We start from the raw sequence: 8,018 nt of genomic DNA, 5'->3' as shown, positions 1-8,018 counted from the left end.
GCCTTCGCGAGCAAGCCCGCTCCCACATTGGATCTCTGCCATACATCAACTCTGTGTTCGACAAACATCCCCCTGTGGGAGCGAGCCTGCTCGCGAAGAGGCCGGCATATCCAGCATTGATGTCGCCTGCCACATCGCCTTCGCGGGCAAGCCTCGCTCCTACGGGGGATTGGGATTGGCCGCAAATTCCCGGACCGCCACGCCGTCCGTGTGGGAGCGGGCTTGCTCGCGAATGGGCCGGCACATTCAACATCAATGTTGCCTGCCGAACCGCCTTCGCGAGCAAGCCCGCTCCCACATTAAGTCTGCGTAGCTTCAATTTCATCGAATAGTCCATTCGGACGACGCCGCGCGCTGCCCGGCGCAATAACGTGCCTCTACAACAATAAAATTCGTGTCGAGGCTCGCCATGCGTAAAGCCACTTGTGCCCTGTTTATCATTGTCTGCGCCGGCAGTAGCGCCAGTCTCTGCCAGTTGTTCAAGAATGAAGCGTACCGACCGGCCACGGCGTACTTGAGCTGCTCAAGTACCGCTGTCAATTGCTACCCGCCGCTGGTGCGCAATCTGCTTCCATAAAAAAACCATCGGCCCTGCAAGCAAGGTCGATGGCTTTGGGTGTTGCCAGATGATCAGGTCGGCAATACGCCACGCGCGCGTGACAACGTCAGCGCCAGGTCTTCGATCATGTCCTCCTGGCCGCCCACCGTACCGCGGCGCCCCAACTCCACCAGCAGCTCTCGGGCAGCAATGCCGTACTTTTGCTCGGCCCGCTTGGCAAACAACAGGAACGAACTGTAAACCCCGGCATACCCCAGGGTCAGTGCGTCGCGGTCCAGACGGATTGGCTGGTCCATCATCGGTACCACCAGGTCCTCGGCGACGTCCATGATCCGGTACAAGTCGATGCCACTGTTGACGCCCATTCGCTCCAGCACCGCGACAAACACCTCAAGCGGCGTATTCCCCGCCCCCGCGCCCAGCCCTGCCACCGAGCCGTCGATCCGCGCGGCACCCGCCTCGATCGCCGCCAGGGAATTGGCAATCGCCATGCCCATGTTGTGGTGACCGTGAAAGCCGACTTCAGTCCCGGCATTCAAACCGGCGCGCAAGGCAGCGATTTTCTCGCTGACTTCATCCGGCAACATGTACCCGGCCGAGTCCGTGCAGTAGATGCAGTTGGCGCCATAGCTCTCCATCAGCCGCGCCTGCTCAAGCAGTTTTTCCGCGCTGACCATGTGCGCCATCATCAGGAAACCGACAGTGTCGAGGCCCATCTTCGCCGACATGCCGATGTGCTGACCGGAGACATCCGCCTCGGTGCAGTGAGTGGCCACGCGAATCGTCGACACTCCGTGCTCATGGGCCATTTTCAAATGATCCAGCGTGCCGATGCCCGGCAACAACAGCGCCGAAACCTTGGCCTGCTTCATCCGCGGAATCACTGCGGCGAAATACTCCTCGTCACTGTGGGCCGGGAAACCGTAGTTCAACGAAGCACCACCCAGGCCATCGCCGTGAGTGATTTCAATCAGCGGGACACCCGCCGCATCAAGACCGGTGGCCACCGAGATCATCTGATCCAGGCTGATTTGATGCTGTTTGGCGTGCATACCGTCGCGCAGGCTCATGTCGTGCAGACGGACGCTCTTACCTTGCAAATTCATGGCAATTCTCCACTCAACGGACGGGCAGTTGCAGGGCGCCCTTGTGGGCTTCTTCGGCGAACATCTCGGCAGTGCGCAATCCGGCGGCGGTCATGATGTCGAGGTTGCCGGCGGATTTGGGCAGGAAGTCACCCAGGCCTTCGACCTCAATGAAAATCGACACCTTGCGCCCGTCGAACACCGGCCCATTGATCAACTTGTAACCGGGCACATAGCGCTGCACTTCGTGGACCATCTGCAACACCGAAGTACGAATCGCATCCTGGTTCGGCTCGTCATCCGTCAGGCAGTGGATGGTGTCGCGCATCATCAACGGTGGCTCGGCCGGGTTGATGACGATGATTGCCTTGCCACGTCGGGCGCCGCCGACCTGCTCGACCGCACCCGCAGTGGTGCGGGTGAATTCATCGATGTTCTGCCGCGTGCCCGGGCCGACCGAACCGGAGGACACGGTGGCGACGATTTCGCCGTAACTCACCGACTGCACCCGCGACACCGCCGCCACCATCGGAATGGTCGCCTGACCACCGCAGGTGACCATGTTCACGTTCATCGCCAGGCTCGACGCGTGCGTCTTGAGATTCACCGGTGGCACGCAGAACGGGCCGATGGCCGCGGGCGTGAGGTCAATCATGATCACCCCGAGTTCATTGAGCTTGCGGCTATTTTCCGCGTGCACGTAAGCCGAAGTCGCATCGAAAGCGATGCGAATATCATCGTCGAGTACATTCGGCAGCAGCCCGTCGACGCCCTCGGCGGTGGTTTTCACACCCATCTCGCGAGCGCGTTTGAGGCCTTCGGATTCAGGGTCGACGCCGACCATCCACACCGGCTCGATCCATTGCGATCGGCACATTTTCATCAGCAGGTCAGTGCCGATATTGCCCGGGCCGATAATGGCCGCTCTGAGTTTCTTGCTCATCCGGTTAAACCCCACAGGTCAGGCACAGAAAGACACCCGGGCACTGCCCAGGCCATCGATGGTCAGGGAAAAACAATCGCCGGCGCGCGCCGGCTCCAGCGGCACCAACGAACCGGAAAGAATGATTTCCCCGGCCTTGAACGGAATACCGAAGGCACCCAGTGTGTTAGCCAGCCAGGCCACGGCGGTCAGCGGATTGCCTTGCACCGCCGAGCCCAGGCCTTCGCTTAGAGGCGCACCGTTCTTGGAAACGCGCATGCGCAAGTTGGGCAAATCCAGCGTCCGTGGATCGACCTGAACATCGCCCAACACGAACACGCCGCAGGAGGCGTTATCGGCCACCGTGTCCTGGATGCGGATCCGCCAGTCATGAATCCGCGAATCGACGATTTCGAAACACGGCATCACGTACTCGGTGGCTGCCAGCACATCGGCTTCGGTCACGCCGGGACCGACCAGGTCGTGCTTGAGCTTGAACGCAATCTCACCCTCGGCGCGAGGCTGGATCAGCTTGTTGGCCGACAGGGAAATTTGCGCGTCATTGGCAAATGCCATCTGCCGGGTAATGAAGCCGAAATCCGGCTGATGCACGTTGAGCATTTGCTGGACCGCCGCCGAGGTCACGCCGATCTTTTTGCCGACAATCTCATCCCCGGCCGCCACCCGGCGCTCAATGCTGTAGAGCGAAATATGGTAGGCGTCTTCGATGCTGATCGCCGGCCAGCGCTCCGTCAGCGGCGCCAGGGTTGTGCCGTTGAGCAGCGCCTGATAAAGCTCTTCGCCGAATTCACGGCGCAGTTGCGCGCTCATCGGCAAGGCTCCTCAAGAAATGCCAGGCATTCACGGTTGAACAGCTCACGGTGCTCGACCTGAACCCAATGCCCGCATTCGCTGAGCAACACAAATCGGATCTGACGGCACTGCTGCATCATCGTGTGCGCGCCGGAGACCGGGCAGAATTTGTCGTTCATGCCCCAGAACCCGAGAATCGGGCACGGCAACTCGGCGAGGCGCGCGGTCATGTTGGGCACTTGCATGGTCGACAGCACGCAAACCGGTTGCTGCTGCACCACCGCGACGCGCTCATTGACTGTTTCGTCGCTGATCAGGGTTTCATCGAACAGTTGCAAGGTCAGCAGCCGACGCATGCCGTCAGCATCGTGCAACTCACCCTTGGCGAAGGCCGCGCCCATTTTCTGGATGCCTTCCATCTGCAGGTAATACTGTTCTTTTTCCATCAGGCCGCCGGGCGCCATCAGCACCAGTCGACTGACTCGCTGCGGCTGGTCGAGAGCGAGTTTGATCGCGATCGCGCCACCCAAGGAATTACCGACCAATACACAACGCTGGATATCCAGTGCATCGAGCAAACCGCTCAAGGCGTCAACAAAGAAGTCCAGGGTATAGAGGGTGTCGGGTTTGTCCGACGCGCCATACCCCGGAAGGTCCGGGACGATGGTGCGGTAGCCCGCCGCCGCGAACACCGGGTAGTTCTGCTTGAAGTTGCTGTGACCGCTGGCCCCTGGCCCGCTGCCGTGAATGAAAATCACCGGCTCGCCGCTGCCAGAGTCCTGCCCGCCGATATCCAAGTAGTGCAGCTGCAAACCTTCCGGCAGCGTAACGAAGTGCCCTTGTGCTGATGCGCCCATAAGGTGTCCTCCCGGCCTGTTGTTGTCGCCGGATTATTCCCAGCGTGCGGGTAAACAACATCGTCCGACAGGACTACTAGTCTTTTCGGACGTTGGCCGTCGGGCGCCACAGACCTAGCATCGATGGCATTCCCGAGCGACAAAACGAGGCATCCATGCTTGATCCAATGGACTTTCGCGGCAAAGTGGTACTGGTCACCGGCGGCGGCAAAGGGGTCGGTCGCGGTATCAGCCAGCGCTTTCTCGACGGCGGCGCAGAGGTGGTGATTTGCGGTCGCGAAGCACCGTTGACGTTGCCCGTCAGCGCCGGGCGTGAGGCGTGGTTCTTGCCCTGCGACTTGCGCGATGTCGAGCAGTCCGGGCGCTTGATCTCGCAGATTGTCGAGCGCTTCGGTCGTCTCGATGTGCTGGTCAACAATGCCGGCGGCTCGCCAAATGCCGACGCAGCCAGCGCCTCACCGCGCTTCAGCGAAGCGATCATTCGCCTGAACCTGCTGGCGCCGCTGAACCTCTGCCAGCAGGCCAATCAGGTGATGCAAAAGCAGGTTGATGGCGGCGCGATCATCAATATATGCAGCGTCAGTGCGACCCGCCCTTCCCCTGGCACCGCCGCTTACGGCGCCGCCAAGGCCGGGCTGCTGAACCTCACCACCTCGCTGGCGGTGGAATGGGCGCCCAAGGTACGGGTCAACGCCGTAACGGCCGGGCTGATTCTCACCGAGCAAGCGGCTCTGCATTATGGCGATCAGGCGGGCATTGACCGGGTGGCGGCGACCATCCCGCTGCAACGGCTTGCGACGCCTGACGACATTGGCGATACGTGTTTGTACCTGGCCTCAACGCTGGCCCGTTATGTCAGCGGCGCAGACATTGCCGTGCACGGTGGTGGCGAACGTCCGGCGTTTCTCGGTGCTGCGCAATCCTGAAAAGATCGCAGCCTTCGGCAGCACCTACGCCGATTGAGTACACCCTTGAATCAATCGGTGTACGCAGGCCCTGTAGGCACTGCCGAAGGCTGCGATCTTCCAACAATCCCATTACAAAAAGAGTTCCGACATGCCCGCCATTGCCAGCCACAGCGTGCTACTCAATCTCACCCCGTCAGCCGCCTGGGCCCAACTGCGCGACCTGAGCTTCGCGCCGCACTACGTGCCCGGGCTGACCGGTTGCCAGTTTCACCCCGGGCCACGCGAAGGGCTTGGCGCCAGTCGCCGGGTATCGCGCAAAGGAGGTCAATGGCTCGATGAGAGCGTGGTGCAATGGCAGGAAGGAATCGGTTTTGTCCTGATTCTGCACAAGGCCAGCGCCGGCGCGCCCTTCCCGTTTCGCGAAGCCAGTTTCAGTTACGCGTTGCAGGCCGAGGGTGATGCAACGCGCATCACCCTGCGCATGAACTACAGCCTGCGCGGAGGGTGGCTGGTGGAAAAGTTGTTGGCCAAGGCGTTCAACAACGTCGTGCGTGAGATCGCCAAGAATCTCAAGGCTTACTACGAGACGGGAAAAACCCAAAATCCGCAGTTTTCCCCGGCCCCCGCGCCGTAACCGGACACCGTAGGAGCTGCCGAAAGCTGCGATCTTTGGCGGCCTCAAGGCTGCCGAAGATCAAGATCAAAAGATCGCAGCCTTCGGCAGCTCCAGACCGATTACATCCGCCAGCGTGCCCAGAGCGAGTACATCCGCAGTGTCTATGCGCCTGGTCTATGCGCCTGCAAGCGGGCCGATATTGATTGGGCTCCAATAGGCTTTCATCGAGCGGATCAAGCCGTCCGCCCCGAACTCCATCACGTCGATCACATGCAGCGAGCACGGTTGTCCGGCCCATTCCATGTCGACCCGAAACGGCATCGCACCACAACCGTTCAGCGTCGCTCGAACCGGGCCAGTCAAGACCGCCGAGACGTTGCTCGCCCCCAGTCCATCGCGATAGAAGCGTTCGATGGCGACAAGGCCCTGGATCGGTGGTTGGCCGACCGGGTCTTCGACCACCGCGTCGAGGCTGTAGAGCGCAATGATCCCGTCGATATCACCGGCATCCACCAACTCCACATACCGCGTCATGGTCGCCTGGATCTGTTGTGCACTGATCATTCAAACCACCTCGAACAACGCAGCAGCGCCCATGCCGCCGCCGATGCACATGCTCACCACCACATAACGCAAACCACGGCGTTGCCCTTCGATCAATGCGTGACCGACCAACCGCGCGCCGGACATACCGAACGGATGCCCGAGGGCAATCGCCCCGCCATTGACGTTCAGGCGTTCGGCGGGAATGCCCAGGGTGTCGCGGCAATACAGCACCTGACAGGCGAACGCTTCGTTCAGCTCCCAAAGGCCAATGTGATCAATGGTCAAGCCATGGCGCTTGAGCAGTTTCGGAATCGCGTAGACCGGGCCGATGCCCATCTCGTCGGAACTGCAGCCGGCGACCGCCATCCCGCGATAAATCCCCAGCGGTTCCAGGCCACGTTTTTCGGCCAGCTTGGCGCTCATCAGCACCGAGGCCGAAGCGCCGTCGGACAATTGCGAGGCATTGCCGGCGGTGATGAAGCGGCCCTTGTCCGTCCACTGGCCGCCCGGCCACACCGGTTCCAGCGCATTCAGGCTCTCGCGGGTGGTGTCGACACGGTTGCACTCGTCGCGCAGCAAGGTGACGGATTCGTAGCGGGTTTCGCCGCTGGCCTTGTCGACGATCATTTTGCGGCTGGTCAGCGGTGCGAGTTCACGGTCGAACAACCCGGCGCTTTGGGCCAGTGCGGTGCGCACCTGGCTCTGGTAGCTGTATTCGTCCTGTTCTTCGCGAGAAATACCGTAGCGCTCGGAAACGATCTCGGCAGTTTCAATCATCGGAATGTAGGCGCGCGGGTCCAGTTCGATCACTGCGCCCGACTGATTGCGGTAGAGGTTTTTGTGCTTGTTCTGCACCAGGGAAATCGACTCAAGGCCCCCGGCCACGGCGATGTCGATTTCATCGCACATGATCCCTTTGGCGGCCATGGCAATGCTCATCAGGCCCGATGAACACTGGCGGTCAACGGCCATGCCGGCGACCGAGGTCGGCAAGCCGCCGGCAATCGCACACAGGCGCCCCATGTTGTAAGACTGAGTGCCCTGCTGCGCCACCGCGCCAATGATCACATCGTCGACTTCGCCCGGCTCGATGCCGGCACGGCGCACGGCCTCACGGACGACGTGGCCGCCGAGTTGCGGTGCCTCGGTGTCATTGAACGCTCCGCGAAAGGCTTTGCCGATCGGGGTGCGGGCGGTCGAAACGATAACGGCTTCTTTCATGCTGGATTCCTCGAATGTGCAGCGGTTGGGTTCACGCGGGGTAGTAGCGGCTGATGGTGTCGACCACACAGCCGGGGCGCTCCTCGCCATCGATTTCGACGCTGACGCGAATGGTCGCCTGCACGCCGCCGTTGACCGTTTCGACGGCCATCAACTGTGCACTGCCGCGCACCCGCGAGCCGACGCGCACCACCGAGGGAAAGCGCACTCGCTCGCAGCCATAATTGACGCCCATGGCGAGACCGCGCACCTCGACGATTTGCGGCAAAAACAGATTGACCAACGCCAGGCTCAGGTAGCCATGGGCAATACAGGCGCCAAAAGGACCGCTGGCGGCTTTGACCGGATCGACGTGAATCCACTGATGATCACCCGTCGCTTCGGCGAACAGGTCAATACGGTCTTGCGCCAGGAGCAACCAGTCGCTGACACCGAGGGCCTGGCCGACGGCGTCGAACAAGGCCTGGGGCGTGTCGAAAATACGTGGCATG

Annotated in this window: 10 protein-coding genes; 3 read left to right on the top strand and 7 right to left on the bottom strand. The window is 61.3% G+C overall.

Annotation, left to right across the window (positions count from 1 at the left end; genetic code table 11):
- The first annotated feature begins 409 nt into the window (after nt 1-409).
- Nucleotides 410-577: a hypothetical protein gene (locus ACWIKB_RS31615; RefSeq protein WP_401325110.1), complete on the top strand. Its 168-nt coding sequence runs from the start codon at nt 410-412 to the stop codon at nt 575-577.
- Between the two features lie 53 nt (nt 578-630).
- Here ACWIKB_RS31615 and dmpG read toward each other — a convergent pair whose 3' ends face one another.
- From dmpG to ACWIKB_RS31595, 4 genes are read right to left on the bottom strand one after another with little or no spacing between them, the layout of a single operon-like run.
- Nucleotides 631-1,665: a 4-hydroxy-2-oxovalerate aldolase gene (gene dmpG / locus ACWIKB_RS31610; RefSeq protein WP_401325107.1), complete on the bottom strand. Its 1,035-nt coding sequence runs from the start codon at nt 1,663-1,665 to the stop codon at nt 631-633.
- A gap of 13 nt (nt 1,666-1,678) precedes the next feature.
- Nucleotides 1,679-2,587: an acetaldehyde dehydrogenase (acetylating) gene (locus tag ACWIKB_RS31605; RefSeq protein WP_475271368.1), complete on the bottom strand. Its 909-nt coding sequence runs from the start codon at nt 2,585-2,587 to the stop codon at nt 1,679-1,681.
- An 18-nt stretch (nt 2,588-2,605) separates the two neighbouring features.
- A complete protein-coding gene (locus tag ACWIKB_RS31600; RefSeq protein ID WP_475271367.1) occupies nt 2,606-3,397 on the bottom strand; it encodes a fumarylacetoacetate hydrolase family protein in 792 nt (263 codons plus the stop codon).
- Complete coding sequence (locus tag ACWIKB_RS31595; protein ID WP_475271366.1) at nt 3,394-4,236, bottom strand: alpha/beta fold hydrolase; 843 nt, start codon at nt 4,234-4,236, stop codon at nt 3,394-3,396. Before ACWIKB_RS31595 ends, ACWIKB_RS31600 begins: the two co-directional genes overlap by 4 nt.
- A gap of 155 nt (nt 4,237-4,391) precedes the next feature.
- Here ACWIKB_RS31595 and ACWIKB_RS31590 point away from each other — a divergent pair, with 155 nt between their 5' ends.
- Together ACWIKB_RS31590 and ACWIKB_RS31585 are read left to right on the top strand one after the other, a co-directional pair.
- Nucleotides 4,392-5,162 (top strand): SDR family oxidoreductase, encoded by a 771-nt coding sequence (locus tag ACWIKB_RS31590; protein WP_475271365.1) that lies wholly within the window; start codon nt 4,392-4,394, stop codon nt 5,160-5,162.
- A gap of 130 nt (nt 5,163-5,292) precedes the next feature.
- Nucleotides 5,293-5,778 carry an SRPBCC family protein gene (locus ACWIKB_RS31585; protein WP_475271364.1) on the top strand — a complete coding sequence of 162 codons (486 nt, stop codon included), beginning with the start codon at nt 5,293-5,295 and terminating at the stop codon, nt 5,776-5,778.
- Between the two features lie 156 nt (nt 5,779-5,934).
- Here the strand turns inward: ACWIKB_RS31585 and ACWIKB_RS31580 are convergent, their stop codons facing one another.
- From ACWIKB_RS31580 to ACWIKB_RS31570, 3 genes are read right to left on the bottom strand one after another with little or no spacing between them, the layout of a single operon-like run.
- Nucleotides 5,935-6,324: a steroid Delta-isomerase gene (locus tag ACWIKB_RS31580; protein WP_475271363.1), complete on the bottom strand. Its 390-nt coding sequence runs from the start codon at nt 6,322-6,324 to the stop codon at nt 5,935-5,937.
- Nucleotides 6,325-7,527 (bottom strand): acetyl-CoA C-acyltransferase, encoded by a 1,203-nt coding sequence (locus ACWIKB_RS31575; RefSeq protein ID WP_475271362.1) that lies wholly within the window; start codon nt 7,525-7,527, stop codon nt 6,325-6,327.
- A gap of 31 nt (nt 7,528-7,558) precedes the next feature.
- Nucleotides 7,559-8,017 carry a MaoC family dehydratase gene (locus ACWIKB_RS31570; protein ID WP_475271361.1) on the bottom strand — a complete coding sequence of 153 codons (459 nt, stop codon included), beginning with the start codon at nt 8,015-8,017 and terminating at the stop codon, nt 7,559-7,561.
- Between the last annotated feature and the right edge of the window lies 1 nt (nt 8,018).

This window comes from Pseudomonas sp. 5Vm1k (assembly GCF_056161485.1).
This window is presented reverse-complemented; position numbering and strand designations above follow the sequence as displayed.

Coding starts and splice junctions, on each gene's coding strand:
- ACWIKB_RS31615 (WP_401325110.1), top strand. CDS start 410: ATGCGTAAAGCCACTTGTGCCCTGTTTATCATTGTCTGCGCCGGCAGT.
- dmpG (WP_401325107.1), bottom strand. CDS start 1,665: ATGAATTTGCAAGGTAAGAGCGTCCGTCTGCACGACATGAGCCTGCGC.
- ACWIKB_RS31605 (WP_475271368.1), bottom strand. CDS start 2,587: ATGAGCAAGAAACTCAGAGCGGCCATTATCGGCCCGGGCAATATCGGC.
- ACWIKB_RS31600 (WP_475271367.1), bottom strand. CDS start 3,397: ATGAGCGCGCAACTGCGCCGTGAATTCGGCGAAGAGCTTTATCAGGCG.
- ACWIKB_RS31595 (WP_475271366.1), bottom strand. CDS start 4,236: ATGGGCGCATCAGCACAAGGGCACTTCGTTACGCTGCCGGAAGGTTTG.
- ACWIKB_RS31590 (WP_475271365.1), top strand. CDS start 4,392: ATGCTTGATCCAATGGACTTTCGCGGCAAAGTGGTACTGGTCACCGGC.
- ACWIKB_RS31585 (WP_475271364.1), top strand. CDS start 5,293: ATGCCCGCCATTGCCAGCCACAGCGTGCTACTCAATCTCACCCCGTCA.
- ACWIKB_RS31580 (WP_475271363.1), bottom strand. CDS start 6,324: ATGATCAGTGCACAACAGATCCAGGCGACCATGACGCGGTATGTGGAG.
- ACWIKB_RS31575 (WP_475271362.1), bottom strand. CDS start 7,527: ATGAAAGAAGCCGTTATCGTTTCGACCGCCCGCACCCCGATCGGCAAA.
- ACWIKB_RS31570 (WP_475271361.1), bottom strand. CDS start 8,017: ATGCCACGTATTTTCGACACGCCCCAGGCCTTGTTCGACGCCGTCGGC.